23 protein-coding genes and 1 pseudogene are annotated in these 24,794 nt (G+C 64.4%); 15 read left to right on the forward strand and 9 right to left on the reverse strand.

Going from position 1 to position 24,794, the window contains the following annotated elements; translation table 11 throughout:
• Positions 1-176: 176 nt before the first annotated feature.
• Positions 177-848, forward strand: a complete 672-nt coding sequence (locus B7X65_RS16410; protein WP_293595376.1) for a glutathione S-transferase — start codon at positions 177-179, stop codon at positions 846-848.
• 331 nt (positions 849-1,179) lie between these two features.
• Here B7X65_RS16410 and B7X65_RS16415 read toward each other — a convergent pair whose 3' ends face one another.
• The 4 genes from B7X65_RS16415 to B7X65_RS16430 all read right to left on the reverse strand — a co-directional run bounded on the left by B7X65_RS16415 (position 1,180) and on the right by B7X65_RS16430 (position 4,965).
• Positions 1,180-1,377, reverse strand: a complete 198-nt coding sequence (locus B7X65_RS16415; RefSeq protein ID WP_293595377.1) for a DUF2892 domain-containing protein — start codon at positions 1,375-1,377, stop codon at positions 1,180-1,182.
• A gap of 109 nt (positions 1,378-1,486) precedes the next feature.
• Positions 1,487-2,137, reverse strand: a complete 651-nt coding sequence (locus B7X65_RS16420; protein WP_293595378.1) for a Crp/Fnr family transcriptional regulator — start codon at positions 2,135-2,137, stop codon at positions 1,487-1,489.
• 117 nt (positions 2,138-2,254) lie between these two features.
• Positions 2,255-3,991, reverse strand: a complete 1,737-nt coding sequence (gene recJ, locus B7X65_RS16425) for a single-stranded-DNA-specific exonuclease RecJ (protein WP_293595379.1) — start codon at positions 3,989-3,991, stop codon at positions 2,255-2,257.
• A complete protein-coding gene (locus B7X65_RS16430) occupies positions 3,988-4,965 on the reverse strand; it encodes a hypothetical protein (protein ID WP_293595380.1) in 978 nt (325 codons plus the stop codon). The genes recJ and B7X65_RS16430 overlap by 4 nt, the downstream gene beginning before the upstream one ends.
• 45 nt (positions 4,966-5,010) lie before the next feature.
• Between B7X65_RS16430 and B7X65_RS16435 the strand changes: the two genes are divergently transcribed.
• The 6 genes from B7X65_RS16435 (at position 5,011) to B7X65_RS16460 (ending at position 10,035) form a co-directional block, all read left to right on the forward strand.
• Positions 5,011-6,267, forward strand: a complete 1,257-nt coding sequence (locus tag B7X65_RS16435) for a lipoprotein-releasing ABC transporter permease subunit (protein ID WP_293595381.1) — start codon at positions 5,011-5,013, stop codon at positions 6,265-6,267.
• Positions 6,260-6,964 (forward strand): lipoprotein-releasing ABC transporter ATP-binding protein LolD, encoded by a 705-nt coding sequence (gene lolD / locus B7X65_RS16440; RefSeq protein WP_293595382.1) that lies wholly within the window; start codon positions 6,260-6,262, stop codon positions 6,962-6,964. Before B7X65_RS16435 ends, lolD begins: the two co-directional genes overlap by 8 nt.
• Positions 6,965-7,106: 142 nt before the next feature.
• Positions 7,107-7,397: a DnaJ domain-containing protein gene (locus tag B7X65_RS16445; protein ID WP_293595383.1), complete on the forward strand. Its 291-nt coding sequence runs from the start codon at positions 7,107-7,109 to the stop codon at positions 7,395-7,397.
• A 3-nt stretch (positions 7,398-7,400) separates the two neighbouring features.
• Positions 7,401-8,003 (forward strand): hypothetical protein, encoded by a 603-nt coding sequence (locus B7X65_RS16450; RefSeq protein WP_324487508.1) that lies wholly within the window; start codon positions 7,401-7,403, stop codon positions 8,001-8,003.
• Positions 8,004-8,036: 33 nt separating this feature from the next.
• On the forward strand, positions 8,037-8,792 hold the full coding sequence (locus tag B7X65_RS16455) for a hypothetical protein (RefSeq protein ID WP_293595384.1): 756 nt from the start codon (positions 8,037-8,039) through the stop codon (positions 8,790-8,792).
• 31 nt (positions 8,793-8,823) lie between these two features.
• Positions 8,824-10,035: a hypothetical protein gene (locus tag B7X65_RS16460; RefSeq protein WP_324487510.1), complete on the forward strand. Its 1,212-nt coding sequence runs from the start codon at positions 8,824-8,826 to the stop codon at positions 10,033-10,035.
• Positions 10,036-10,702: 667 nt separating this feature from the next.
• Here the strand turns inward: B7X65_RS16460 and B7X65_RS16465 are convergent.
• The 4 genes from B7X65_RS16465 to B7X65_RS16480 are packed head-to-tail and all read right to left on the reverse strand — an operon-like array spanning position 10,703 to position 14,690.
• The gene (locus tag B7X65_RS16465; RefSeq protein ID WP_293595385.1) at positions 10,703-11,746 is read right to left on the reverse strand and encodes a VWA domain-containing protein; all 1,044 of its coding nucleotides are present in this window, start codon (positions 11,744-11,746) and stop codon (positions 10,703-10,705) included.
• A gap of 19 nt (positions 11,747-11,765) precedes the next feature.
• Positions 11,766-12,788: a DUF58 domain-containing protein gene (locus B7X65_RS16470; protein ID WP_293595386.1), complete on the reverse strand. Its 1,023-nt coding sequence runs from the start codon at positions 12,786-12,788 to the stop codon at positions 11,766-11,768.
• Complete coding sequence (locus B7X65_RS16475; protein WP_293595387.1) at positions 12,769-13,779, reverse strand: MoxR family ATPase; 1,011 nt, start codon at positions 13,777-13,779, stop codon at positions 12,769-12,771. Before B7X65_RS16475 ends, B7X65_RS16470 begins: the two co-directional genes overlap by 20 nt.
• An 11-nt stretch (positions 13,780-13,790) precedes the next feature.
• Entirely contained in the window at positions 13,791-14,690 is a 900-nt protein-coding gene (locus B7X65_RS16480; protein ID WP_293595388.1) for a trypsin-like peptidase domain-containing protein, read from the reverse strand.
• Between the two features lie 138 nt (positions 14,691-14,828).
• Between B7X65_RS16480 and B7X65_RS16485 the strand changes: the two genes are divergently transcribed.
• Both B7X65_RS16485 and B7X65_RS16490 read left to right on the forward strand, forming a co-directional pair.
• Complete coding sequence (locus B7X65_RS16485; RefSeq protein ID WP_293595389.1) at positions 14,829-15,677, forward strand: TatD family hydrolase; 849 nt, start codon at positions 14,829-14,831, stop codon at positions 15,675-15,677.
• The gene (locus tag B7X65_RS16490) at positions 15,671-16,168 is read left to right on the forward strand and encodes a DNA-deoxyinosine glycosylase (protein ID WP_293595390.1); all 498 of its coding nucleotides are present in this window, start codon (positions 15,671-15,673) and stop codon (positions 16,166-16,168) included. The genes B7X65_RS16485 and B7X65_RS16490 overlap by 7 nt, the downstream gene beginning before the upstream one ends.
• Before the next feature lie 207 nt (positions 16,169-16,375).
• Here the strand turns inward: B7X65_RS16490 and B7X65_RS16495 are convergent, their stop codons facing one another.
• Positions 16,376-16,990: a hypothetical protein gene (locus B7X65_RS16495; protein ID WP_293595391.1), complete on the reverse strand. Its 615-nt coding sequence runs from the start codon at positions 16,988-16,990 to the stop codon at positions 16,376-16,378.
• A gap of 225 nt (positions 16,991-17,215) precedes the next feature.
• On the opposite strand from B7X65_RS16495, the gene B7X65_RS16500 reads away from it, so the two are divergent.
• From B7X65_RS16500 to B7X65_RS16525, 6 genes and pseudogenes are all read left to right on the forward strand, one after another.
• Positions 17,216-17,989: a spermidine synthase gene (locus B7X65_RS16500; RefSeq protein ID WP_293595392.1), complete on the forward strand. Its 774-nt coding sequence runs from the start codon at positions 17,216-17,218 to the stop codon at positions 17,987-17,989.
• 53 nt (positions 17,990-18,042) lie between these two features.
• Positions 18,043-19,848: a type II/IV secretion system protein gene (locus tag B7X65_RS16505; protein WP_293595393.1), complete on the forward strand. Its 1,806-nt coding sequence runs from the start codon at positions 18,043-18,045 to the stop codon at positions 19,846-19,848.
• Between the two features lie 137 nt (positions 19,849-19,985).
• A pseudogene (locus tag B7X65_RS16510) lies at positions 19,986-20,460 on the forward strand (tripartite tricarboxylate transporter TctB family protein).
• 10 nt (positions 20,461-20,470) lie between these two features.
• On the forward strand, positions 20,471-21,982 hold the full coding sequence (locus B7X65_RS16515) for a tripartite tricarboxylate transporter permease (RefSeq protein ID WP_293595394.1): 1,512 nt from the start codon (positions 20,471-20,473) through the stop codon (positions 21,980-21,982).
• A 97-nt stretch (positions 21,983-22,079) separates the two neighbouring features.
• Positions 22,080-23,063, forward strand: a complete 984-nt coding sequence (locus tag B7X65_RS16520; RefSeq protein WP_293595395.1) for a tripartite tricarboxylate transporter substrate binding protein — start codon at positions 22,080-22,082, stop codon at positions 23,061-23,063.
• 56 nt (positions 23,064-23,119) lie between these two features.
• A complete protein-coding gene (locus tag B7X65_RS16525; RefSeq protein WP_293595396.1) occupies positions 23,120-24,730 on the forward strand; it encodes a gamma-glutamyltransferase family protein in 1,611 nt (536 codons plus the stop codon).
• Positions 24,731-24,794 lie beyond the last annotated feature (64 nt).

Here is a 24,794-nt window from a genome sequence, read left to right on the forward strand (position 1 = left end):
ATTTCGCAGCCAATAGCTGGCTATTGGCAAGAAATTCAACGCAGCAGGCCGCCCGAGCCCGGCTGATCGCGCGCCGCAGGGGACTTGTTCAGCGCTTCCTTTATGCCCTGCCGGCGTTGTGTACGCTGCCATGGCCTACCATGGCAACACCTCCTGAACCTTACCGGATTTTCCCCATGATCACTGTGCATCACCTCAACCACTCCCGCTCGCAACGCATCCTCTGGCTGCTGGAAGAACTGGGCGTTGACTACGAGATCCAGCGCTACGAGCGTGACCCCAAGACCATGCTGGCACCCGCGACCTTGCGTGCTGTGCATCCGCTGGGCAAGTCGCCGGTCATCACCGACGGTGAACTGACCTTGGCCGAGTCCGGCGCCATCATTGATTACCTGATCGAGCGTTATGGCGACGGAAAATTCTCTCCGCCAGCGGGAACACCGGCGCGCCTGCGCTACACCTACTGGCTGCATTACGCCGAAGGTTCGGCCATGTCGCCGTTGCTGCTCAAGCTGGTGTTCGACAAGATAGAAACCACGCCCATGCCGTTTTTTGCCAAACCGATCGCCAAGGCGATCAGCGCCAAAACCAAGGCGGCTTTCATCGAGCCGCAGATCACACAGCACCTGGACTACCTCGAGGGGGAGCTGGGAAAGAGCACCTGGTTTGCAGGTGAAGCGTTCAGCGGTGCGGATATCCAGCTGAGTTTTGTGCTGGAGGCGGCGGCGGCGCGCGGCGGGCTGGATGCCAGCCGTCCGAAGCTGATGGCTTTCCTGAAGCGCATTCACGCGCGGCCGGCTTACAAGCGGGCCATCGCACGCGGCGGGGAATACACCCTGCTGCACTGAATTTTCAGGTCTTTTATGCCCTCAGCCATTGAGGGACGGGCGCAAGCAGCTATCGATTCGATAGCGAATTCAATAGCGTTTTCTGCGCCGGTGCGGTTTCAGCGAAAGCCGAAGTAAGACAGGATGAAGCCGATGATGACGATCAGGCCGACGATGTAAATGATGGTGTTCATGTGGTTCCTCTGGGAGTTTTCCGGGTGCACCGGGATGTACACCTTCTGTCCCAGATCATGAACGCGGCGGCGGCCTCCGGCTGTAGGCTGCCCCTGCCTGCGGCCGTCAGACAAGGGCTACAGCGCCCCGGCCGCGGCCCCAGTTCAACTTCGGCGCGTCAGGCCTTGTTTTTCATGGAACAGGTGTTCCAGCCGAACAGGGCGTAAGGCGGGCACCAGCCGATGGCACCGGTGGCCAGCGGAACGACGCCTATCCAGCCCCACAGGCCGACCGTGCCGGTGGCGGCCAGCGCTATCAGGACCAGGCCGATAACGATGCGAAGGATGCGGTCGATGCCGCCGACGTTGGATTTCATGGTGAGCTCCTTTGAAAAAGGGGAAGGACTGATGACCGCATTAGGCGCCCTGGCACGGCCCGGGTCAGTGACCTGGGTCACGCAGCAGCCTTGCGGGCCGCCCCGGGGCTCAGGCGGGCAGGTCCGCGGCCATGGCGCGTAATGCGGCGCTGTCGCGGATGTGAATGTGCTCGCGTGCGAGTTCGACCCAGCCTTCACGCTCAAAGCGGCGCAACAGGCGCGAGACGATTTCACGCACGGTGCCGAGTTCGTCGGCGAGCGTCTGGTGCGTTAGCGCCAGGTCCTGGCCGCGGCCCAGCAGCGCGGCCGCCAGCCGCTGGTCCAGCCGCTGGAAGGCGATGGCATCGATCAGCCCGGTGAGGTCGGCCATGCGTTCGGCAAACAGGCCCAGCACCTCGTTGCGGAAAACCGGGGTTTCCAGCCAGCGGGCGAACACCGGCGGGGCAATCAGCAGCAGGGTGGTGGGCCGGGTGGTCACGCCCTGGGCCGACAGCGGCTGGCTGCGAAACAGGCAGGCGCTGGAGACCAGGCACAACTCGCCGGGGACCACGCGGTAGAGCTCCAGCGAGCGCCCGTCGCCGGAATGGCGCGAGACCTTGACCTCGCCGCTGAGCACCAGCGGAAAGCCCTGGCAGGGCGCGTGTTCGTCAAACAGCACGGTGCCTGCCGGCACGCTGAGCGGGCCGGCGTCGGGCCCCAGCTCGGCCAGCGTGGGCACGACTTCGGCCAGGGCGGGGTACAAGGCGAGGGGGTCGTTCATGGGGCTGATGCTCGTTTCCGGGGTGGCCGGGGTGGTGGCAGGCTTTGCCGGCGTCACTATGCTACCAAATCAATAGCTGCTTGCTCCCGTCCCTGTTGGGCTGGAGGCCAAAATCATTCAAATCTCCGCCGCCTCCACCAGAAAACGCACACGTTTGATGCCCTGCCATTCGTCGGCATCGAGCCGGAAGGCGAGTTTGACGCGCGCCGGCAGCGACTCGGTGTGGCCGAACCAGATGCCGTCCACCGGCTGGCCCTGGTGCTTGAGCTTGAGCGACAGGTGTTTTTCGCCGACCAGCCGCTGCGAGATGACCTCGACTTCCTCGCTGAAAGTCGGTGCCGCAAAACCCTGGCCCCAGACCTCTTTATGTAGCGTGTCCACCAGGTCGGCGCGCCGGTACTCGGGCGCCAGCGGACCGTCGGTGTCGATGCGGCGCAGCAAGGTGGCGGCGTCCAGCCACTCGTGCGCCACCAGTTGCAGCGCCTGCTCGAACACCTCGAAGTGTTCCTCGGCAATCGTGCAGCCGGCCGCCATCGCATGGCCGCCGAAACGCAGCAACACGCCGGGGTGGCGCTTGGCCACCAGGTCCAGCGCATCGCGCAGATGAAAGCCCGCAATCGAGCGGCCCGAACCCTTGAGCTCGTGTTCCTTGCCCGGCGCCTGGCTGGCGGCAAACACAAAGGTCGGGCGGTGCAGCTTGTCCTTGATGCGCGAGGCGACGATGCCGACCACACCTTCGTGGAAGTCCGGGTCGAAGATGGCGATGGCCGGCGGCGGCCCATATTCCCCGTGAGCATCTTCGTCGATCATTGCATCGGCGGCCAACTGGGCCTGCTCGCGCATGCCGGCCTCGATGTCGCGCCGCTCGCGGTTGATGCCGTCCAGCGTTTTTGCCAGTTCGTCGGCGCGGCCCGCATCGTCGGTCAGCAGGCACTCGATGCCCAGCGTCATGTCGCTGAGCCGGCCGGCGGCGTTGATGCGCGGGCCGACCGCAAAACCAAAGTCGAAACTGGTCGCCACCGCCGCGACGCGACCGGCGGCGGTGAACAGCGCCGCCAGGCCGGCCGGCAGGGCGCCGCTGCGTATGCGCTTGAGGCCTTGCGCCACCAGGCGGCGGTTGTTGGCGTCGAGCCGGACGACGTCGGCGACGGTGCCGAGTGCCACCAACGGCAGCAGGGTATCCAGCTTGGGCTGGTTGCCGGCATCAAACACGCCGCGCTTGCGTAATTCGGCGCGCAGGGCCAGCAACACATAAAACATCACGCCGACACCGGCCATGGCCTTGCTCTCGAACGTGCAGCCGGGCTGGTTCGGGTTCACGATCACGTCGGCGTCGGGCAGCACGATGGCGCCGTCCCGGAGCGCTGGCAGGTGGTGATCGGTCACGAGTACCTGCATGCCCAGTTCACGCGCGCGCGCCACGCCCTCGATGCTGGCGATGCCGTTGTCCACCGTGACGAGAAGGTCAGCGCCGGTGGCCTTGACGCGCTCGGCAATCGTCGCGGTCAGCCCGTAACCGTCGACCACGCGGTCCGGCACGATGTAGCCGACCTGGGTCGCGCCCAGCAGGCGCAGGCCGCGCAGCGCGACGGCGCAGGCGGTGGCGCCGTCGCAGTCGTAGTCGGCCACCACGCATATCTTCTTGTTCGCGGCGATGGCGTCGGCCAGCAGCACGGCCGCCTCCGTCGTGCCTTTCATGGCCGACGGAGGCAGCAGCCGGGCCAGGCCGTCGTCGAGTTCATCGGCGGTGCGCACCCCGCGCGCGGCGTACAACTGCGCCAGCAAGGGGTGGACGCCGGCCTGCTGCAGCGCCCACACGCTGCGTGGCGGTGCTTCGCGTACTATTATTTTCATAGCTGCTCAAGCAGAGCTGGAAAGGGCTGCTGGCCAAAAAGACTTTTCATTCGGGAGAAAATTCCGGTGGAGGTGGTTTCAAAGGTCAAGGCGTTGCGCTCACCGCACAGGCTCAGCCGGACGGTCGCGCCGCCTTGCTGCAAGGCGAGCAGCCGCGCGCCTTCGCCGGCATCGAGGGCCGTCCATGCTCGTGTGTAGGCGGCCCAGTCGTCGCTGAAAACGGCGTGTGCCAGGCTGCGTGAGACCGTGGTGTCGGGCGGCACCCTGGCAGGGAAGGTGTCAGGCAAGGCACCGCTACCGCTGATCCAGATGGAGTTGACGGCCAGTTGCCTTCTTGCCGCACGCGCATCGTTGACCGCATGGGTGTAAAGCAGCATCTGCATTTCGTTCTGCAACAACCTCATGGCCCGGCCGGGAACGCCGCCGGGCAGCCAGGTGTCCACATGGCGGCCCAGCACGCGGTCCAGCGAGGCGCTGGGCAGGTCGCGAAACAGCTCGCCTTCGGCCAGCCAGCGTGTCGGCGCCGCGTAGTGCAGCGTGATGCCATAGGTCTCGAAATAGGGCTGCATGGCCGCCAGCAGCGTGCGCGACTCGGCCTCCGGCAGGTCCAGCAAGGCCGGGTCGGTCATCGTGGCGTGGTCGCGGCCCATGGCCCAGTGGCAGGGCGTGATGAACGCCCAGGCCCGGGCCGCGGACACGCCGCCGCTCTGCAGATGCTGCCAGGCGGCCCAGGGAATCAGGCCGTCGGGTGCCTGCAGGCCCAGCCCCCGGGCCAGTACACGCTCGTGCGGCGGCGTCAGCGAACGCACATCGCCGCTGTCGGTGTGGACCAGCTTCATGCCCTGCAGCAACTTGCCGAGGTGGCGCCAGCCGGCGGGAGGCATGGCCTGGACGGCAGGCAGCCAGTCGTCAGAGGCGCAGGCGGCAAACGGCAGCACCCAGTGGTGTTGGGGCGGGGGGAGGGAGGCGGGCATCCCCTTATTGTCCGGGATGGCGCGAGCAGATGCCACAATCGCCCCATGCAAATCCCCTACGAACTGATTCTGGGCTGGCGTTACACGCGCGCCGGCCGCGCCACGCGGCGCAACGGGTTTATTTCCTTCATCTCGGGCGTCTCCATGCTGGGCATTGCGCTGGGCGTGGCGGCGCTGATCATCGTGCTCAGTGTGATGAACGGTTTCCAGAAAGAGGTGCGCGACCGCATGCTGGGCGTGATCTCGCACATCGAGGTGTTTGCGCCCAATGGCGCCGCCCTGCCCGATGTGCAGAAAACCCTGGCCGAGATCCGGCAGAACCCGCAGGTCATTGGTGCCGCCAGCTTTATTGCCGCGCAGGCCTTGCTGGCCCGCGGCGAGGACATGAAGGGCGCGATCGTGCGCGGCATCGACCCGGCGCTCGAAGGGCAGGTCACCGACCTGGCCGTCGACCTGAAGGACACGGCCTTGCCCAAGCTGGTGTCCGGCGAGTTCGGTGTGGTGCTGGGCATCGAACTGGCGCGTTCGCTCGGCGTGCGTGAGGGCGACCAGGTGACGCTGATTGCGCCCAGTGGCCAGGTGACCCCGGCCGGTGTGGTGCCGCGCCTGAAACAGATGACGGTGGTGGGAGCGTTTGACTCCGGCCACTTTGAGTACGACTCGGCGCTGGTCATGCTGCACCAGGACGACGCCGCGAAAATTTTCCGACTCGAAGGCCCGACCGGCATACGCATCAAGCTCAGGGACCTGCACCAGGCGCGCGAAGTGGCGGCCGAGTTGTCACGCAGCCTCAGCGGCGATTTGTTGATCCGCGACTGGACGCGCCAGAACAAGACCTGGTTTGCCGCGGTGCAGCTGGAAAAACGCATGATGTTCATCATCCTGACGCTGATCGTGGCCGTGGCCGCCTTCAACCTGGTCAGCACGCTGGTGATGACGGTGACCGACAAACGCGCCGACATCGCCATCCTGCGCACCCTGGGCGCCAGCCCGAAAAGCATCATGGGCATCTTCATGGTGCAGGGCGCGATGGTCGGCGTGATCGGCACGCTCTCCGGCCTGCTGCTGGGCCTGGGCATCGCGCTCAACATCGACGTGCTCGTGCCGGCGCTGGAGCGCCTGCTCAACGCCAGCTTCCTGCCGAAAGACATCTACCTGATCAGCCGCATGCCCAGCGACCCGCAATACGCCGACATCATGCCGATCGCGGTGATTGCGCTGGTGCTGGCGTTTCTGGCCACCATCTATCCGAGCTGGCGCGCCAGCAGAGTCAATCCCGCAGAGGCCCTGAGATATGAGTGATGTTGTTCTTAAAGCCCAGGGCCTGACCAAACGTTTTCACGAAGGGCCTATCGACCTGACCGTGCTGCACGGCGTGGACCTGCGGGTGATGGCCGGCGAAACGCTGGCGATTGTCGGCGCCTCGGGTTCCGGCAAAAGCACCTTGCTGCACCTGATGGGTGGGCTGGACGCGCCCACCAGCGGCAGTGTCGAGCTCAAGGGGCAACTGATGTCCTCGCTGTCGGCGGCCGAACAGGGCGAGCTGCGCAACCGGCACCTGGGGTTTGTTTACCAGTTCCACCACCTGCTGCCCGAGTTCAGCGCGCTCGACAACGTGGCCATGCCGCTGTGGATACGGCGCGAGGACCGCGAAAAAGCGGCGCAAATCGCCACCGCCATGCTGGCCAGCGTGGGCCTGAAAGACCGCATCCACCACCGTCCGGCCGAACTCTCGGGCGGCGAGCGCCAGCGTGTGGCGATTGCGCGTGCGCTGGTCACGCGGCCGGCCTGCGTGCTGGCTGACGAACCCACCGGCAACCTGGACCGGACCACCGCCGACGGCGTGTTCGAGCTGATGCTGCAACTCGCCCGCGAGCACGGCACCGCCTTTGTGATGGTGACGCACGACGAAACACTGGCCGCGCGTTGTGGCCGGCGTTTCAGGCTGGTGTCGGGGCGCCTGTCGAAATGGGCGGCCAGTCCGGCGCAAGGGCATTAACCGGCCTCGCGCCCTGGAAAGGGCCGGACGTGCATAATCTTGGGTCCCCTCGTCGCCCGCGCCTGCGCTTTTTCCTGCCGGTGAGCCCTTCAACATGCCGTGGCAGTGCCTTGCCCGCGGCCCAGGACAACGCCACCTGCGCATGACCGATCACTACACCGCCCTCGGGCTGGACAGCGCTGCCACGCTGGCCGACGTCAAGAAAGCCTTTCGCCAGAAGGCGTCGTTCTGGCACCCCGACAAAAATCCCGATCCGCAGGCGCCGGCGCGTTTTCGGTCGGTGCAGGAAGCGTACGAAGTGCTGTCGGACGCGGACAAACGCCAGGCCTACGACGACAACCGGCGCCGCAACCTGCTCGACAGCCCGCTGGCCACCGCGACCGATATCTGGCAAAACTATTTCAACCCGCTGCTCACCTCTGAGCTCCGCTGACCCATGGAACTGAACAATGAAAAACCCGGTGGCATGAGCATCTCCCCCTATTTCCTCGACCTGCGTTCGGCCTACCAGTCCGAGATGGATGACCTGCGCTTCGACTCCGAGGGGCGCGACGTGCTGCACCAGCGGCTGGCCGGCAAACGCCAGGAGCTCGCCTTTCTGCTCCAGATGATGGAACTCAGCCCCGAGATGGTGGCGGTGGTGTTTCACCAGGGGTTTGACTTCACCGGGCGGGTCGTCATGGATCACCTGCTCACCCATGACGCCGATGTTTTTCCGGCCTGGAGCAGCCTGGCGGGCAGCTGTGAGCTGGCGCCCTGGGCACAGGATCTGGCGCAGATCGTTCTGGAGTCGCCGGGCGGCGACCGGTTTATGACACTGACGGCGGGTCTGGAATACATGGCCGGCCTGCCGGTAGCCGCGGCGGGGCTCGCCCTGGGCGGCGACGAAGAAGATGACGAAGACAGCGACCAGGGCGGCGATGACGAGCTGGTGATTTTTGCCGACGATGGCGAGGGCGGGCAGGGTAGTGATGCCCGCGCACGCCAGGAAGCCGGTGCCGACTGGCTGGTCCAGCAGGGCTTCGACCAGAAAGACTGATGCCAGCCACATGACCCGGAAAGTGAAACCCTGATGACCCAGCACCTCGCCCTGATAGAAAAAACCCAAAGCCTGATTGCGGCCGGCGACATCGTGGGCGCCGAGTCGGCCCTGGTCACGCTGGCCGACACCGAAGGGGATGCCGCGCTGATGGTGGTGCTGGAGCAACTGCCGCCCAAGGACATCCTGGCCGTCATCCGCGAATACGACCATTCGAAGGAGTCGGTGGTCAGCCTGCTGGTGTCGCCCGCGCAGTTCGCCCGCGCCGTGGTGATCGAAAAGCTCTACAAGGACCTGACCCGCACCCATCTGCGCGGCATGGTCAACGCAGTCATCTTCCGGGACGACGCCGACCCGCTGGACTTTCTCAATGCGATTGGCGACCTGGACGGCGGCAGCGAGGCCCTCGCCGACTATTTTTCCGACCAATGGAGCCGGGTCGAGGGTTTTGCCCGCAGCGGCAGCTTCGAGGCGGCGGACGAGTACGGCAAGATGCTGTCCCAGGCGGCCCTGCTGGCCTCGGCCTACGAGAAACCGCGTGTCCAGCAGGATGAAATCGCCGACCATGACTGGATGGAACTCGCCTGGATTCTGCGTTACGAACTGCCGGACCTGTTCATCGAGATGCTGATGGTGCTGCGCGCCAAGGTCAGTGCTCACCAGGCGGCCGCTTCCGAGGATGAAGACGAGGAAGACGCCGAGGACGACGGCAAGGTCGAGACCGGCGACACCGACCGTGGCAAGGCCACACCGACGGCGCGCGAGTCCGACGAGGAATCGGCGATCTGAACCCCATCATCTCCTGACCGAAGCAAACACCGTGTCCACGCCTTCCGCCGTCTCGCTGTACGATGCCCGACCTTTTTTCGAAAAGGCGCTGCAGCATGGCGTGCAACACGGCATCCTTGGTCCGGAAAAAATCGAGGCCATGCGTATCGAGGGCCCCAAGGGCATGGTGCAGATCGCGCGTTATTTCGGCAACGAGTTTTTGCGCCCGGAGCTTGAAAAGGCCCGCGACCGCATGGTCAACCTGATCAGCATTTACCTGGAAAGCAGCTGCGGCGGCGACTTGAAGCAGGCGGCCGAGTCGCTGCGTGATTTTTCCCTGCTGTCGCGCTCCAAGGGCGGCTCTGACATGCTCAAGGCGCTGATCGCCATGCCGCAGAACAGCCACTTCGGCATGAACGAACGCGGCGGCTTCCGCGACGAACACATTCCGCTGCTGGCCAAATGGTCGCTGCGCAGCCTGGCCGACTACCAGGCCGAACTCGCCCGGCGCAGCCAGGTGGCGCAGGTGGTGGACGCGGCCTTGTGGCTGGCCGGCGAACTGGGCATGGACGCCGACGAGCTTGACGAGGCCGGCAAGGACGCCGAGGCCGTGATCCGCACCGCCTTGCTGGCGCTGGCAGTGGGCCGCATCGAGATGCCCGACTGGATCGCGTTCGAGAAGATGATCGTTGCCCTGCGCAAAAAACATGGGGCTGCCCCGGCGGCGTTGCCTGTCGCCTTGCCCAAAAAACTGCCTGCCCATCTTCATGGCGTGGTGGAGCTCGTGCGCCAGTCCGTGATGACCGACGTGCCGAAAATCCTCGACCGCGCCCTGCCGGTGCGCCAGCTGTTTGACCGCAGCCCAGCGTTCATGGGCCGGTATTTCTGGGTCGAAGACGCTTTGGCCGAAGTCGACCACCACGACCGCCAGGCGTCGGCGGCCTGGAACAAGGTCACCGGCGGCAACAGCGATGATGGTTCTCTGCTGACCTTGTTGCTGTGCGTCGCCGCCGGCGCCACGCCCAAAACGATGCTGACCGAAAAAGGCGCCGCGACCCTGGTGCGCAAGATCTGGAAATCAGGTTTCCATCCCGCACTGGCCCACCAGTACATCGTGGATCACGCCCCGGCGCAACACCAGGAGGCCTACACCAGCTTGTGGGAAGAGTTTGTGCAGGAGGCGCAGCCCACGCTGCAAAGCGATGCGGTTCACGCGCTCAATGACGCTGTGGCGCTGCTGCGGCGGGAATGTCATGTGCAGTAGGCGCTTGCCGCCTGTGGTGTCGGCAAACGTATTTTTAAAAGCGATTCAGGGTCGCAGCCCTTATTGATAGGGCGTAGACAGCTATTGAATTTATAGCAAATGTTTTCTGTGGCTTGTCATCCCGGACTTGAGCCGGGATCCATGCGGGCGTTCCTCTGACTCCGTTCGGGCTGAGCGTGTCGAAGCCTGCGCAAGCTTGCGCGGTTGGGGGTCTTCCAGCAAGCCGGGGGTTGCCCGGCGGCAACTCACTTTCTTTTTGCGTCGCCAAAAAGAAAGTAAGCAAAGAAAAAAGGCGACCCGATGGTCTGGATCCCTTCGCTTCGCTGCGGGCAACCTGCGGTGCTCGGTAAAAGCGGGGTCTGGCTAAACTCGCTTCGCTCAAACAACGCCAGCCCTGATCCGCTTTTGCCAGTGCTCCTCGGCCCAGCCCGACGGGTGGGGAACAAATGCGGGTTCGGGATCGGGTCCGGGGAGGCCTGACGCGCGCAGCGCATCAGGTCGGGCGCACGGGGCCGTCATGTTTGCACTCGGGTGCAGCACACGCGGCCAAATGAAGTCCCCCTCCATCGCCCAGCGGGGCGAGGGCAGGGGATAGGGGTGGGAGTGGGGAGTTGGTCCTACTGTCAGAAGGGAACCCGAGGCGGAGGGTGATGCCGGCGTGGCTGCTTCAAAGAATCCGGTTGAACCAAAGCAAGGACAACGAAGCCGACAGCAGTGCCAGCACCGAAGCCACCAGCGCCAGCAAGCCCGAAATTTCGGTTTCCTTTTTCACCACGGTCAGGCGCGAACTCAAGGTTTCGTAGACCTTCTTCAGGTCCGCCGCCGTGCCGGCATAGAAGTATTCGGCCTGGGTCTTGTTGGCAATGGCCTTGAGGGTTTCCTCGTCGAGCCTGACGCGCATGGACCAGCCTTCAAAACCGATGGTCTCGCCGTCGACCGTGCCCACGCCCACGGTGTAGATGCGCACGCCACGGTCGGCCGCCATCTTGGCGGCTTCCAGGGAGTCCACCCCTGTGGTGCGCTGGCCGTCGGTCAGCAGGATGATGGCCGCCGAGGTGTAGGAGCCCGGTGCTACCGGTGTGAACTCCTTCTTCGGCTCTTTCGGCGCCTGGTCAATCGCGATGCCGCTGTTGCGGTTGCGGCCGTAGGTCAGCGACGCCAGGTCGATGCCTGCATCGGGAAACAGCTCGGCCAGCGAAACGACGATGGCGTTGCCGATGGCCGTGGCGCGTTGCAGCTGGAACTTGTCGATGGCTGCGACCAGGTCTTCGCGGCTCAGGGTGGGCGACTGCACCACCGAGGCAGTGCCTGCAAACGCGACAATGCCGACCCGCACGCTGCGCGGCAGCTCGGCCAGAAAGGCCTTGGCGGCGTTTTGCGAGGCGACCAGGCGGTTCGGCAACACGTCGGTGGCGCGCATGCTGCCCGACACGTCCATCGCCAGGATGATGGTTTCCTGCTGCAACGGCAGGGTGACGACGGCAAACGGCCGCGCTGCAGCCAGCAGCATGGCGGCGATGGCCAGCAGAAACAGCAGCGGCGGGATGTGACGGCGCACGCTCTGCCCCGTGCCCATGGCTTCGCGCACGATGGACAGGCTGGCATAACGCAGCGCCATTTTCTTTTTGCGGCGCAGCAGCCACACATAGACCACCACCAGCAGGGGAAGGGCCAGCATCAGCCACAAAAACTGGGGCCAGAGAAAGGTCATGGGAGCATCTCCTTGGGGCTCACGCCGCCACCTTCAGGTGGCCGGGCAGCTTGCCGCGGCCACCTCGGCCGGCGGCACCCGAGACCTGGCCGCGGCGCTTGCGCAGCTCGGTGAAACGCATGATGGCGTCGACCAGGTCGCCGTCGGTGGACAACTCCAGCGTGTCCACGCCGGCCTGCGCCAGCGCCTGGCGCAAGTCGGCTTCACGCTGCGCGGCAATGCGGGCAAAACGCTGGCGAAAGCCTGCGTCGTGGGTGTCGACCAGCAGCTGCTCGCCGGTTTCCGCATCGCGTATCGGGATCAGGCCGAGGTCGGGCAGTTCGAGTTCCAGCGGGTCCAGCAGGCGCACCGCCACCACCTCGTGGCGCTGCGCCAGCTGCGCCAGCGCTTTTTCCCAGCCGGGTTCGCTGATGAAGTCGGACACCACAAACACCGTGGAGCGCCGGCGCAGCAACTGGGCGGCCGAGCTCAAGAGTTCGTCGAGGCGGGTGGTGACTGTGCCGGTGGTGGCGGGACGGGTCTGCAGCGTGTGCAGCAACTGCAGCACATGCGCGCGCCCGCCGCGCGGCGGCAGAACGGTGTCTACACCGGCGCCGTACAGCATGGCGCCCACGCGGTTGCCGTGGCGTGTCAGCACGCGGGCCAGCACCGCCACAAACTCGGCGGAGACCTGGCTTTTGCGCTGGTCGCCCGAACCAAAATCGACCGAGGGGCTCAGGTCCAGCAGGAACCAGCTGGCCATTTCGCGGTCCTCGGTGAACACACGCACATGCGGCGACTGCAGGCGCGCTGTCACGTTCCAGTCGATGTGGCGCACGTCGTCATGGTGCTGGTACTCGCGCAGGTCGGCCAGGTCCATGCCGGTGCCGCGCATCAAGGTGCGGTAGTCGCCCTGCAGCAGGCCGTCGAGCCGGCGCAGCACGGTCCATTCGAGACGGCGCAGCACATGCTCGGCGCTGCCAGCCTGCACCCGGGCCACCACAGCCTGGACGGGGGCTTCGACAGGCTCAGCCCGAACGGATTTAAGCAACCAGTTTTTCATGTTCCAGTGGCCGCGCAGGTGCCGGGACTTTGGCCATGATTCTGGCGATTACGGTGTCCGGACTCAGGCCTTCGGACAGCGCTTCGTAGGACAGCACCAGCCGGTGCCGCAGCACATCCGGCACCAGGTCCGTCATGTCTTCGGGCAGGACATAGCTGCGTCCGCGCAACATGGCCAGGGCGCGCGCGCCTTCGGTCAGGTTGATGGTGGCGCGCGGGCTGGCGCCGAAGGTGATGAATCGGGCCAGGTCTTTCAGGCCGCTTTTTTCCGGCGTGCGGGTGGCGGAGACCAGGCGCACGGCGTACTGGATCAGCGAAGGGTCCACATAGACCCGCCGACATTCGCGCTGCAGTTCGGCCAGCTGCGCGGTGGTGGCGACGCTGGAGACGGCCACGGCCGGCCCGATCACGCGCTCGACAATCACGAATTCCTCCTCGTCAGTCGGGTAGTCCACCAGCACCTTCATCATGAAGCGGTCCACCTGCGCCTCGGGCAGCGGGTAGGTGCCTTCGGTCTCGATCGGGTTTTGCGTGGCCATCACCAGAAAGGGCTCGGGCACGCGGTGCGTTTCGCCCGCAATCGTGACCTGCCGCTCCTGCATGACTTCCAGCAGGGCGCTTTGGACCTTGGCCGGCGCCCGGTTGATCTCGTCGGCCAGCAGCAGGTTGGTGAACACCGGCCCCAGCGAGGTGCTGAAGTCACCGGTTTTCTGGTTGTAGATGCGGGTGCCGACCAGGTCGGCCGGCACCAGGTCGGGTGTGAACTGGATGCGCTTGAAGTTGCCCTGAATCGTGTTGGCCAGCGTCTTGACGGTCAGGGTTTTGGCCAGGCCCGGCACACCTTCGACCAGCAGGTGGCCCTGCGCCAGGATGGCCACCATCACACGTTCGAGAAAACGGTCCTGCCCGACGACCACCCGTTTGACCTCGTAGAGGATCTGCTCCATCAGTTGCGCGGTGTGAGGGGCCTGCGAAGTGGCGGGTGTTTGCATGGGGAGATCCTTCAGAAAGGGGGCAGGCCGACGGCGGAAGCAGCGTTTTCAATCGGCACGGCAAAGGCAATGCCGACAAAGCTGCGCTGCTGGTTGGGGTTGAGGATGGCGGTGACGATGCCGACCACCTCGCCGTCCATGGTGACCAGCGGGCCACCGGAGTTGCCGGGGTTGGCGGCCGCGTCGAACTGGATCAGGTTGCTCATTTCCTGTTTGCCTTCAGGCGAGCGGAAGGTGCGCTTGAGTCCGGAGATCACGCCAGCCGAGGCCGACGGCCCGATGCCGAAGGGGTAGCCGACGGCCAGGACATGGTCGCCGGGCGCCAGGTCGCCGGTGGAGCGCATGGTGGCCGCAATCATGTCGTCGGGGATCTTGTGGGCCTGCAGCACCGCCAGGTCGTTTTCGGGCTGGGCGCCGGTGATGTGGGCGATGGACTCCAGCCCGTCGGAAAACACCACCTTGATGGTCTGCGCGCCCTGCACCACATGCAGGTTGGTCAGGATGATGCCTTTGTCCACAATCACCACGCCGGTGCCGACGCCGTATTCCTCGTCTTCCTTGCCGTTCCTGCTTTTGCCGTAACCGGTGACGCGCACCACCGAGGGACGAATGGTGTCGTAGGCTTTGGCGACGGCCGAGGGCAACTGGGCGGTTTCCAGCGTTTTCAGGACGGCCGCATGGATGTCGGCCTGCGTCAACCTGCGCGGCTGCGGCCGCAGCGCCAGCGAGAGGCTGAGGACCAGTAACAGGGCCATCACGGCCAGGGCAGCCCAAAGAAGGCGGGGACTGGACAGCGAGAAAAAACGTGTTGCCGGGGCAGATTCAGCGGCTGGCCCGGCTTGCGCCTGCTGCTCGTGCGCCTCCGCCGGAGGGGGGCTGCTGGAGCTGCTGTAGAGGGCTGGCCTGCGCATCCGTGTCACCTGTGAAAAGGGTTTTCCGGGGATTTCCGGACTGACGAATGCACGGTATCACGTCTGCCCCAACCCTGCACATTCTTCAGGCATCCGTGGGGTCATCGCTGCTGGCCGGTGTTCAGGCATCATCGGGTCATGCCCCGCTGGATAGATACTCATTGCCACCTCGATGCCCAAGACTTCGACAGCGACCGTGTCGCCGTGCGGGAGCGGGCGGCGGACGCCGGCGTGGTGCGTTGCGTTTTGCCGGCGGTCGGGGTGTTTGACTTTGCGGCCGTACGCACACTGGCGCACGCTTTTGGGGACAGTTATGCGCTCGGCATTCACCCGCTGTTTGTCGGCCAGGCAACAGATGGCGACCTGGCCTTGCTCGATGCCGAACTCACCCTGCGAAAAGCCGACGACCGGCTGGTTGCTGTGGGCGAAATCGGGCTCGACTATTTTGTCCCGGCCCTGACACAAAGCCCCTTGCGCGAGCGCCAGGAGTTTTTCTACCGCGAGCAACTGCTGCTGGCACGCAAACACGGCCTGCCGGTGATCCTGCATGTGCGCCGCTCCGCCGACAAACTGCTCAAGCACCTGCGCGAACTCGCGCCGCAGGACGGCTGGCGCGGAATAGCCCATGCTTTCAATGGCAGCCGGCAACAGGCCGATGAATTCCTCAAGCTGGGCCTCAAGCTCGGTTTTGGCGGGGCCGTCACCTTCGAGCCGGCGCGGCAGCTCAGGCGCCTGGCGGCCGAATTGCCGCTGGAGGCGCTGGTGCTGGAAACCGACTCGCCGGACATTCCGCCGCACTGGCTGTACGCCACGGCGCAACAGCGCGGCGAGGGCCGGGCCCAGGGGCGCAACGAGCCGGCCGAGTTGCCGCGCATTGCCGCCGTGGTGGCTGAACTGCGTGGCATGACGGTCGACGCCCTGGCGCTGGCGACCACCGCCAACGCCGGCGCGGCGCTGCCCGGGCTGCAGGCCCTGTCCGCATGCTGACCGGTCTGGCGCCGCTGGTCAGCAGCCGGACCCGCGTGCTCATCCTCGGCAGTTTCCCCGGCGTGGCCTCGCTGGCGGCGCAGCAGTACTACGGCCACCCGCAAAACCATTTCTGGAAAATTTTGCAGGCCATTTGGCCATCCAGCCCAATATCATCGGGCGGAGACAGCTATCAAAATCGTAGCAAATGGCTATTGGACAGGCAACTGGGCGTCTGGGACGTGTATGCCTCCTGCGAACGCGAGGGCAGCCTGGACAGCCGCATCCGCCAGCCGGTGGTCAACGATTTCGCAGCAATGCTGGTCCAGTGCCCGGCGCTGGAAGCCATTGCTCACAATGGGGGCGAGAGTTTCAAACACGCGCGCCACACCGCGCTGCTGGGCTTGCCTGTCTACAAGTTACCGTCCACCAGCCCGGCGAACGCGTCCTGGTCGTTCGAGCGCAAGCTGGCGGCCTGGCGCGAAGTCTTCGAAAAGCACGGCATGGTGTGATCTAGCGCAGCGTTGCACGCTATCTGGAACATAAAAGCGCGTCTTTTGTGCCATGGCTGCGTTGCAAATCCGCGCGATACCTAGGGTATCGCTGTGGTTTGCGCCTTGCCCTGACCCAACATCCATCGCTTTTATTTGTTCCATCAAGCATGCAACACTGCACTAGCGTCCGGCATGCGCCGCCGTGCCAGGCGGCAGTGGGTGGATTTATCCAATCGGCCCGATGGCGTTGACCGTCTGGCGATAGTCGGATTCGTTGAGAACGAAGTCGCCGCGATCCCAGGCCAGTCCGCGCTGCATGCCATCTGTCTTTGCAACGTTGATGCGCGTGACGTGGGGCTCATGAATGCCGACCAGGTTGACGGCAGGGTTGAACGCCAGAAACACGCCGCGCAGCGTGGCCTGCCGGCGAAGTCGCCGCCGCCCGTTCTCCATGTGGAACTGCCCCCATTCCTTCATGCACCACGGACTGTCCCGGTATTCGTCCGTGTACACAAAAAGCATGACTTGCGCCTCCATCATGGCGATCTTGTACATCCTGTTCCAGTCGGATTTCATTGCGCCTATGGGCCGCGCGCCTGTGGGGGAGCGCATGTGCGGCCGCATGTCGAGCGACACACTCGCCACGCCGTCAGGCGCGATGTCGTTCTGCGCAAATGTTTTGGCATGGCGCGTCGCACCGGACCGGGCCACCACGGAGTCCATGTACACCGCGTCCACCTGGTACAGGTTGTACTGTTTCATCAAGCGGTCACGCAGCCAGTTGGCGAAATTGGCCCCGTGGTTGGCCATGGCAAAACTGAGCAGAATTTTTGTGGACACCGGTTTTCCTTTCCCTGGATGCGCCGCATTATGGAAAAGTTGTCCGGCGCGGTCAAATTTTTCCCGGAAGATGGCGTGCCAGCGCCATGCCCTTCCCTGTGGTTGCGGGCACTTGCGGCCGGTGGGTACACTTTGAGCCTTTGACGCTGGCCGTTGAACAGTCACCCTGTTCCGGGCGGGCCGACAAGCCCGGCCGCGTTCAGCGCCAGTATCCAGATTGAACCGATGGCCCGCAAAGAAACCAGCAACCCGCTTCCCCAGGCAGAACTGCCCGAGGTGAATTTCTCCGATTACGGCGACGTCCGCTACCTGCATCTGGGCACGGAGTGGGTGCAGGGGTCCATGCTGCTGGACAAACCTTTCGACATCGAGCTGGAGTATGTCCAGCGCATGATGGTCTGGCTGCTGTTCGCCGAGCCGGGCACGGTGGCCGCGCGCCACGCGATGCAGCTGGGCCTGGGGTCGGCAGCGCTGACCAAGTTCTGCTACAAAAAGCTGAAGATGAAGACCACGGCCATCGAGCTCAACCCGCAGGTGCTGGCCGCCTGCCGGCTGTGGTTCAAGCTGCCCGCCGATGACCTGCGCCTGAAGGTCATCGTGGCCGACGCCGCGCAGGAAATCCGCAAGGCGGAGCACCGCGGCACGGTGGACGCGCTGCAGGTGGACCTGTACGACCATGAAGCGGCGGCGCCGGTGCTCGACAGCGCGGACTTCTACGCGGATTGCCGTGAGCTGCTCAGTGAGGACGGTGTCATGACGGTCAACCTGTTCGGGCGCGACTCCAGCTACATCAGCTCGCTGGAAAAAATCGCCGAAGCCTTTGGCCCCGAATCCGTCTGGGCCTTCAAGCCGACGCGTGAGGGCAACACCGTCGTGGCGGCGCAACGTGAGCCGACCCGGCCCGAGCGGGAGGAGCTTTCGCAAAGGGCCGAGGTGATCGAGTCCCGCTTTGGCCTGCCCGCCAAAAAGTGGCTGAGGCTGTTCAAACCCGTTTTTTGAGAGTTCCCCGAGAAGTTTTCCGTCTCGGAGGGGTGATCAGTTAAAGTGCCTGCATGCGAGCTGCCGTGCCTCCCAAACACCCCCCTGAATCCACCCCCCGGTCCGCCGCCCCTGCCGGGCCGCTGGACTGGCGCCGGCTCGTGGAATGGCTCAGTGACGACGGGGTGATCTCGGCGGCCGAGGCGCAACGCACCATTGCGCGCTGCTCGCAGGTCCAGAGCGCGCAGCACCCGCTGATCCGGCTGGCCAGCGTCAGCATGACCCGCGTGGCCGACGGCAAGCCGCTGGACATCGAAACCATTTCCCAGTGGCTGGCCGGCCGGGCCGGCCTGGGCTATCTGCGTATCGACCCGCTGAAAGTCGACGTCGGCAAGGTGGCCGACACCATGTCGGCCCTGTATGCCGAACGCCACAAGGTGCTGCCGGTGCAGGTCACTCCGACAGAGGTGGTGGTGGCGACCGCCGAGCCCTTCGTCACCGATTGGGTCTCCGAGGTCGAGCGCCAGGCCAAGCGCAGCGTGCGCCTGGTGGTGGCCAACCCGCTGGAGATTGCCCGCTACACCGCCGAGTTTTTCGCGCTGGCCAAATCGGTGAAGGCGGCGATGAAGGCCGGCGGCAACGCCGGCGCCGCCAGTTTCGAACAGCTGGTGGAGCTGGGCAAAACCAACAAGCAGCTCGACGCCAACGACCAGGGCGTGGTGCAGGTGGTGGACTGGCTCTGGCAGTACGCCTTTGACCAGCGCGCCAGCGACATCCACCTCGAGCCGCGGCGTGACCAGGGTGTGATCCGCTTTCGCATCGATGGCGTGCTGCACCCGGTCTACCAGTTGCCCATGGGGGTGCACAACGCCATGACGGCACGCATCAAGCTGCTGGGCCGCATGGACGTGGTCGAGAAGCGCCGCCCGCAGGACGGCCGCATCAAGACCCGCAACCCGCGCGGCGACGAAATCGAAATGCGGCTGTCCACCTTGCCGACGGCCTTTGGCGAAAAAATGGTGATGCGGATTTTCGACCCCGACACCACCGTCAAGGACCTCGATGCACTGGGGTTTTCCCAGCATGACGCCACGCGCTGGGAACAGCTTGTCAAGCGGCCCTATGGCATCGTGCTGGTGACGGGGCCGACCGGCTCGGGCAAAACCACCACGCTGTACTCGACGCTCAAACGCATCGCCACCGAAGAGGTCAACGTCAGCACGATCGAGGATCCGATCGAGATGATCGAGCCGGCCTTCAACCAGACCCAGGTGCAGGCGCACCTCGACTTCGATTTCCCCGAAGGCCTGCGCGCGCTGATGCGGCAGGACCCGGACATCATCATGGTCGGCGAGATCCGCGACCTGCAGACCGCGGAAATGGCGGTGCAGGCCGCGCTGACCGGGCATCTGGTTTTCAGCACCCTGCACACCAACGACGCGCCTTCGGCGGTGTCGCGCCTGATGGAGCTCGGTGTGCCTTCCTATTTGATCAATGCCACCTTGCTGGGTGTGCTGGCGCAGCGCCTGGTGCGCACGCTGTGCTCGCAGTGCCGCGAGAAAGACGAAGGCAGTTCGCGCGAAACGCTGACCGAAATCGTCAAGCCCTGGCAGATCAACGGCGCTTACCAGCCTTACAAGCCGGCCGGCTGTGTCGATTGCCGCATGACCGGTTTCCTGGGCCGCATGGGTCTGTATGAATTGCTGACGGTGACCGAAGCCTTCAAGGACAAGGTCACCAAAGAGCCCAGCATCGACGCGTTGCGGCGCCAGGCCGTGGCCGACGGCATGCGGCCGCTGCGGCTGGCGGGCGCGCTCAAGGTGGCGGAGGGCCTGACCACCATTGAGGAAATCCTTTCCACGACGCCGCCGATGTCCTGAACCTTGTCCTGAACCCTGTCCCGGCCGGGACAGGGCTGAATGTGCCTTCCTTCGCCTAAGTGAAAGCCACATTCCTGTCAGGGGTTATTGCATGCACAATCCAGCGATTCATTCTTTACAGACAAAGGAGACTCACCGTGAATATCAAGAGTCAAAAAGACTTCTTTGCCGGTCTCATGTTCATGGGTGTCGGTGTGGCGTTTGCCTGGGGGGCAACGACCTACAGCGTCGGCACAGGTGCGCGCATGGGGCCGGGCTATTTTCCCCTGATGCTGGGCGTGCTTCTGGCCATCATCGGTGCGGCCATCACCTTTACGGCGCTGGTGTTGCGACAAGATCGGCAAATGGGCGTGGAAACCGCTGATTTTCGTCATTGCCGCCAACGTTGTGTTCGGCCTCCTGCTGGCGGGCCTGCCCAGCATCAAGTTTCCTGCCTTCGGCTTGATTGTGGCGATTTACGCCCTGACCTTTATTGCCAGCATGGCGGAAGCCGGCTGGAAATTCAAGACCACCCTCATCCTCGCTACGGTGCTGGCCGCCGGCAGTTACATCGCCTTTGTGCTGGCGCTGAAGCTGCAGTTCCCGGTGTGGCCGTCCTTCATCACGGGCTAAGGAAAATAAAATGGATCTGATTGCAAATTTGTCCTTGGGTTTTGGCGTGGCATTCACGCCGATCAACCTGATGTATGCCTTTTTCGGTTGCGTGCTCGGTACCCTGATTGGCGTGTTGCCCGGCATCGGCCCGGTGGCCACCATCGCCATGCTGCTGCCGGCCACCTACGCGCTGCCACCGGTTTCCGCGCTGATCATGCTGGCCGGCATTTATTACGGATCCCAGTACGGCGGTTCGACCACCGCCATCCTGGTGAACCTGCCCGGTGAGTCGTCGTCCGTGGTGACCTGTATCGACGGTTACCAGATGGCCAGAAAAGGGCGAGCGGGGCCGGCGCTGGCCGCCGCCGGACTCGGTTCGTTTTTTGCCGGCAGCGTCGGCACGCTGATCATCGCGGCCTTCGCGCCGCCGCTGACCGAACTGGCCTTCAAGTTCGGCCCGGCCGAGTATTTCGCCCTGATGGTGCTGGGCCTGATCGGCGCCGTGGTGCTGGCCTCGGGTTCGCTGCTCAAGGCGGTGGGCATGATTGTGCTGGGGCTGCTGCTGGGCCTTGTCGGTACCGATGTGAATTCCGGTGTGGCGCGCTTCAGCTTTGACGTGCCCGAACTGACCGACGGTATCAATTTTGTCGTGATCGCCATGGGTGTGTTCGGTTACGGGGAAATCATCAGCAACCTGTCCCAGCCCGAGCATGAGCGCGAAGTCTTCACGGCCAATGTGACGGGGCTGTTCCCCACCAAGCAGGACTTCAAGGACATGGCCCCGGCCGTGTTGCGTGGCACGGCCCTGGGTTCCGCCCTCGGCATCCTGCCCGGTGGCGGCGCCCTGCTGTCGGCCTTTGCGGCTTACACCATGGAGAAAAAAATCAAGGGCCGACCGGGTGAAGTGCCATTTGGCCAGGGCAACATCCGCGGTGTGGCCGCGCCTGAGGCGGCCAACAACGCCGGTTCACAGACATCGTTCATCCCGCTGCTGACGCTGGGCATTCCGCCCAACGCCGTGATGGCGCTGATGGTCGGTGCCATGACGATCCACAACATCCAGCCCGGACCCCAGGTCATGACCAGCAACCCCGAGTTGTTCTGGGGCCTGATTGCCTCGATGTGGATCGGCAATGCCATGCTGGTGATCCTCAACCTGCCGCTGATCGGCATCTGGATCAAGCTGCTGACCATCCCCTACCGCCTGCTGTTCCCGGCGATTGTGTTGTTCTGTGCGATTGGTGTTTATTCGACCAACAACAACACCTGGGACATCTGGATGGTGGCGATTTTCGGTGTGATTGGTTATATTTTCATCAAGCTCGGAGCTGAACCTGCGCCGCTGCTGCTGGGTTTCATCCTGGGCCCCATGATGGAGGAGAACCTGCGTCGCGCGCTGTTGCTCTCGCGCGGTGACTGGAGCGTGTTCGTGACCCGTCCGCTGTCTGCCGGCCTGCTTGCCGCCGGAGCGTTGCTGCTGCTGATCGTGCTTCTGCCTGCGGTCAAGAACAAGCGTGAAGAGGCTTTTGTCGAGGACTGATCCCTCGATGACATGACCCAACGGCACCCTCGGGTGCCGTTTTTTTTGTAAAACTGTACTGACCCAGCCAGCCTGAAAACCGTTGCACAATGGCGAAATGAAACGCAGACATATCATTTTTATGACGGCGGCCAGCGTTGCGGTTGCTGCCGCTTTGCCCGCCGCGGCGCAGACTTCTGCAGCAGCTTATCCCGCACGGCCGATCCGCATGATCGTGCCTTTCCCGGCGGGCGGAGCCACTGACATCCTGGCGCGTGCGCTGTCGCAGAAGCTCGGTGAAAAAATCGGGCAGACCGTGGTGGTCGACAACCGGCCGGGTGCCGGCGGGACCATAGGCGCCGACGCCGCGTCCAAGGCCACGCCGGATGGCTACACGCTGCTGCTGGCGACCTCGAGCACCCACAGCATCGGGCCGGCCATCAACCCGAAAATCCCCTACAACGCCGAGACGGATTTCACACCGATCGCCTACGTCGCCAGTTCGCCCAACGTCGTGCTGGTGCCCAACTCCTCGCCGGCCAGGACCATGCAGGAGTTCATCGCCCATGCGCGAAAAAATCCGGGGCGGCTGAACTACGCATCCAGCGGCAACGGCACCATCGTGCACCTGACCACCGAGTACTTCAAGGCGCAGTCCGGCACCTTCATTCTTCATATTCCCTACCGGGGCACGGCGCTGGCCATGCCGGACCTGATCAGCGGCAAGCTCGACGTACTGTTCGACTCTTTTGTGACCGGCATGCCGCATGTCAAGGATGGCAAGCTGCGCGCCCTGGCGGTGACCACTCTCAAGCGCACCGCGCTCGCGCCTGATCTGCCGACGGTGTCCGAGATCCTGCCGGGCTTCGAGTCGGTGACCTGGTTTGGCGTGTACGGCCCCAAAGGCCTGACTGCCGAGCTGACGGCCCGGGTGAACCAGGCGCTCAATGCGGCACTGGCCGACCCCGATGTCAAAGAGCGGTTTGCGCGGCTGGGCGCCGAGCCCACCGGCGGCACGCCGCAGGCTTTTGCGGCGATGGTCAGGACCGACAACGCCAAGTGGAAAAAAATCATTTCCGAACGCAAGATCACCACCGACTGACAGCGTTTAACTGGCGCCATGGCCTGGCGCCAGCCCTTTCCTTTTCAGAGCCATTCATGAACTTCGACTACAGCAATCCCTACACCTCCACCCGCATCCCCCTGTTTGCCCGCAATGTGGTGTCCACCTCGCACCCGCTGGGCGCGCAGGCCGGGCTGCGCATGCTGCTCAAGGGTGGCAACGCGGTGGATGCCGCCATTGCCGCGGCCGCTGCCATGACCATCGTCGAGCCGGTCAGCAACGGCCTGGGCAGTGACGCCTTCTGCATCCTGTGGGACGGCAAGGAACTGCATGGCCTCAATGCCTCGGGCCGCGCACCGCAGGCCTGGACGCCGGACTACTTCAAGCGCAAATACGGCGACGGCGCCGCCACCCCGCCCAAACGCGGCCTGGATTCGGTGACCGTGCCCGGTGCCGTGGCCGGCTGGGTGGCCATGAGCGAGCGTTTTGGCCGGCTGCCGTTTGCCGACCTGATGGAGCCCGCGATCGAAATTGCCGAGCGGGGCTACCTGCTGCCGCCGGTGGTTCAGCAGAAGTGGGCGGCCGCTACCAATGAACTGAAAGCGATGCCCGGTTTTGCCCAGTCCTTTCTGCCCTGGGGCCGCGCACCGAATGTGGGCGAGCTGTTCCAGTTCAAGGCCGCGGCCAGGGCGCTGCGGGCGATCGCCCAGAGCAAGGGCGCGGCGTATTACGGCGGTGAGATCGCGCAGGCGATCGAAAAATTCTCTGCCCAAAACGGCGGCAGCCTGACGGCCAAAGACTTTGCGTCCTACCAGCCGGAGTGGGTCAAGCCCATCGGCAAGGACTACCGCGGCTACACGCTGCACGAGATTCCGCCGAACGGCCAGGGCATCTCGGCCTTGATTGCGCTGGGCATCCTGGACAAGTTCGATGTGGCCGGCCTGGCAGTGGACGGGGTGGATTCGCAGCACCTGCAGATCGAGGCCATGAAGCTGGCCTTTGCCGATGTTTACAAATATGTGGCCGAGCCATCGGCTATGGAGGTGAGCGTCGATCAAATGCTCGATGACAGCTACCTCGCCTCCCGTGCCAAACTCATCGACATGAAAAAAGCGCAGGATTTCGGCGCCGGCAACCCGGTCAAGGGCGGCACCATTTACCTCACCGCGGCCGACGAAGACGGCATGATGGTCAGCTTCATCCAGAGCAACTACATGGGGTTCGGCTCGGGTTGTGTCGAGCCCGACTTCGGCATCAGTTTGCAAAACCGCGGCCACGCGTTCAGCGTGCAGGCCGGCGTGAACCAGGTGGCGCCGGGCAAGCGGCCTTTCCACACCATCATCCCGGCCTTCCTCATGAAAGACGGTCAACCGGTGATGAGTTATGGCGTGATGGGCGCCAACATGCAGCCCCAGGGCCACATGCAGACGCTGGTGCGCATGCTCGACTACGGGCAGAGCCCGCAGGCCGCCTGTGATGCGCCGCGCTGGCGCTACAACGCCGGTTTTGAAATCAATGTCGAAGCGGCAATGAACCAGCAGACCGTGCAGGGCCTGTCGGACCGCGGCCACCGCATGGAAGTGATCAACGACTCCTACCAGGACTTCGGCGCGGGCCAGTTCATCTGCCGTGCCGGCGATCCCAAGGTCGAGGGGTATGTGGCGGCCAGCGACAGCCGGCGCGACGGCCAGGCCGTCGGTTTCTGATAAATCCACTTGTCCAGAAGTTCAGAGCAAAAAACACTTGCAGCCCAGGATCCACGGGCGCAGA

Source organism: Polaromonas sp. 39-63-25, assembly GCF_002278925.1.
Lineage (GTDB): Bacteria > Pseudomonadota > Gammaproteobacteria > Burkholderiales > Burkholderiaceae_C > Polaromonas.

Bases quoted from the DNA above. Each gene is read 5' to 3' on its own strand.
- B7X65_RS16410 (WP_293595376.1), top strand. From the start codon at position 177: ATGATCACTGTGCATCACCTCAACCACTCCCGCTCGCAACGCATCCTC.
- B7X65_RS16450 (WP_324487508.1), top strand. From the start codon at position 7,401: ATGGAACTGAACAATGAAAAACCCGGTGGCATGAGCATCTCCCCCTAT.
- B7X65_RS16485 (WP_293595389.1), top strand. From the start codon at position 14,829: ATGCCCCGCTGGATAGATACTCATTGCCACCTCGATGCCCAAGACTTC.
- B7X65_RS16475 (WP_293595387.1), bottom strand. From the start codon at position 13,779: ATGCAAACACCCGCCACTTCGCAGGCCCCTCACACCGCGCAACTGATG.
- B7X65_RS16480 (WP_293595388.1), bottom strand. From the start codon at position 14,690: ATGCGCAGGCCAGCCCTCTACAGCAGCTCCAGCAGCCCCCCTCCGGCG.
- B7X65_RS16505 (WP_293595393.1), top strand. From the start codon at position 18,043: ATGCGAGCTGCCGTGCCTCCCAAACACCCCCCTGAATCCACCCCCCGG.
- B7X65_RS16435 (WP_293595381.1), top strand. From the start codon at position 5,011: ATGCAAATCCCCTACGAACTGATTCTGGGCTGGCGTTACACGCGCGCC.
- B7X65_RS16420 (WP_293595378.1), bottom strand. From the start codon at position 2,137: ATGAACGACCCCCTCGCCTTGTACCCCGCCCTGGCCGAAGTCGTGCCC.
- B7X65_RS16490 (WP_293595390.1), top strand. From the start codon at position 15,671: ATGCTGACCGGTCTGGCGCCGCTGGTCAGCAGCCGGACCCGCGTGCTC.
- B7X65_RS16470 (WP_293595386.1), bottom strand. From the start codon at position 12,788: ATGAAAAACTGGTTGCTTAAATCCGTTCGGGCTGAGCCTGTCGAAGCC.
- B7X65_RS16445 (WP_293595383.1), top strand. From the start codon at position 7,107: ATGACCGATCACTACACCGCCCTCGGGCTGGACAGCGCTGCCACGCTG.
- lolD (WP_293595382.1), top strand. From the start codon at position 6,260: ATGAGTGATGTTGTTCTTAAAGCCCAGGGCCTGACCAAACGTTTTCAC.
- B7X65_RS16515 (WP_293595394.1), top strand. From the start codon at position 20,471: ATGGATCTGATTGCAAATTTGTCCTTGGGTTTTGGCGTGGCATTCACG.
- B7X65_RS16430 (WP_293595380.1), bottom strand. From the start codon at position 4,965: ATGCCCGCCTCCCTCCCCCCGCCCCAACACCACTGGGTGCTGCCGTTT.
- B7X65_RS16525 (WP_293595396.1), top strand. From the start codon at position 23,120: ATGAACTTCGACTACAGCAATCCCTACACCTCCACCCGCATCCCCCTG.
- B7X65_RS16500 (WP_293595392.1), top strand. From the start codon at position 17,216: ATGGCCCGCAAAGAAACCAGCAACCCGCTTCCCCAGGCAGAACTGCCC.
- recJ (WP_293595379.1), bottom strand. From the start codon at position 3,991: ATGAAAATAATAGTACGCGAAGCACCGCCACGCAGCGTGTGGGCGCTG.
- B7X65_RS16520 (WP_293595395.1), top strand. From the start codon at position 22,080: ATGAAACGCAGACATATCATTTTTATGACGGCGGCCAGCGTTGCGGTT.
- B7X65_RS16455 (WP_293595384.1), top strand. From the start codon at position 8,037: ATGACCCAGCACCTCGCCCTGATAGAAAAAACCCAAAGCCTGATTGCG.
- B7X65_RS16415 (WP_293595377.1), bottom strand. From the start codon at position 1,377: ATGAAATCCAACGTCGGCGGCATCGACCGCATCCTTCGCATCGTTATC.
- B7X65_RS16465 (WP_293595385.1), bottom strand. From the start codon at position 11,746: ATGACCTTTCTCTGGCCCCAGTTTTTGTGGCTGATGCTGGCCCTTCCC.